The organism is Aromatoleum evansii, from assembly GCF_012910805.1.
GTDB lineage: Bacteria > Pseudomonadota > Gammaproteobacteria > Burkholderiales > Rhodocyclaceae > Aromatoleum > Aromatoleum evansii.
This window is the reverse complement of record NZ_WTVK01000161.1, coordinates 1-1,287: the sequence shown is the minus strand read 5'-3', so window position 1 is coordinate 1,287 and position 1,287 is coordinate 1. Positions and strand designations below refer to the sequence as shown.

General features: G+C 64.5%; 1 protein-coding gene. It reads left to right on the top strand.

Annotation, left to right across the window (positions count from 1 at the left end):
* The first annotated feature begins 299 nt into the window (after positions 1–299).
* Positions 300–1,268, top strand: coding sequence for an IS110 family RNA-guided transposase (locus GO615_RS27675; protein WP_169133052.1), 969 nt, complete (start codon positions 300–302; stop codon positions 1,266–1,268).
* Positions 1,269–1,287 lie beyond the last annotated feature (19 nt).

Here is a 1,287-nt window from a genome sequence, read left to right as displayed (position 1 = left end):
TCCCGCCCTTGTATTGTGTTGTTGTGCAGCACCGGTTGCATTTCCGGTCGTTGCGCCGGGCCGTCGTAAGGAGCGCGTAGCGCGACTGAAGACGGCCCGGCGCGGCGGCGATGGCCGGGATGGCATGCCTGGGGGGCACCCCAGGTCGAGCGGCGGCATGCTGTTCCCGCCCTTGGGCCCCGCGCCCGCTTTGTAGATTCCTGCAGCCGCCGCTCACCCTCGCAGACAGATCGGACAGTATCTTTGGCCCGGCTTGCCGGTAGCCCGCATTCGCAAGGTTGATCACGAGAGGACAAATCATGCACCCGTTTCACTTGGGCATCGATGTCGCCAAGGCCAAGCTCGACTGCGCCTTGCGCACGCCCGAAGGCAAGATCCGCCACAAGGTGGTGGCCAACACCCCGGCCGGCTTCGAAGAGCTGCGCGCTTGGCTCGCCAAGCAAGGCGCCGACTCGGTGCATGTGTGCCTGGAGGCCACCGGCACCTATGGGGAGGCCGTCGCCATATTCCTCGCCGGCCGCGCAGCGATCACCGTCAGCGTCATCAATCCGGCGCAGATCAAGGCTTTCGGAGTCTCGCAGATGGTGCGTACGAAGACCGACAAAGCCGATGCCGTGCTGATCGCTCAGTTCTGCTTCGAACGCCAGCCCACGGCTTGGCAGCCGCCCAGTCCGGCTGAACAGGCGCTGCGCGTGCTGGTGTTGCGGCTCGAGGCGCTACAGACGATGCGCACCCAGGAGTCCAACCGCCTGGAGGTGGCCGCGCTCCCGGTCCGCGACGGCATTGCCCAGCATTTGGCCTGGCTGGACACCGAAATCGAGCGCCTGATCAAGGAGATCCGTCATCACATCGACCGCGATCCGACCTTGCACGACAAGCAGCGCCTGCTCGACTCCATTCCCGGGCTGGGCGAGCGCACCATCGCGATCTTGCTTGCCTTCTATGCCGATCCGGCGCGCTTCGGCAACGCCCGCCGCGCAGCCGCCTTTGCCGGGCTCGATCCGCGACAACATGAATCCGGCAGCAGCGTCAGAGCCAAGCCGCGGTTGTCCAAGGTCGGTCATGCCTTCCTGCGCAAGGCCCTCTATATGCCGGCCATGGTGACCCTGTACAAGACCGATTGGGGCAAGCGCTTCCGCCAACGGCTCGCCGCATCCGGAAAACCGCCCATGCTCATCATCGGTGCCATGATGCGAAAGCTCGTTCATGTCGCCTTCGGCGTGCTCAAATCGGGAAAGGCTTTCGATCCCGCTATACATGGCGCTTGACCCGGATAACAGTATCTAC

Bases quoted from the DNA above. Each gene is read 5' to 3' on its own strand.
- GO615_RS27675 (WP_169133052.1), top strand. From the start codon at position 300: ATGCACCCGTTTCACTTGGGCATCGATGTCGCCAAGGCCAAGCTCGAC.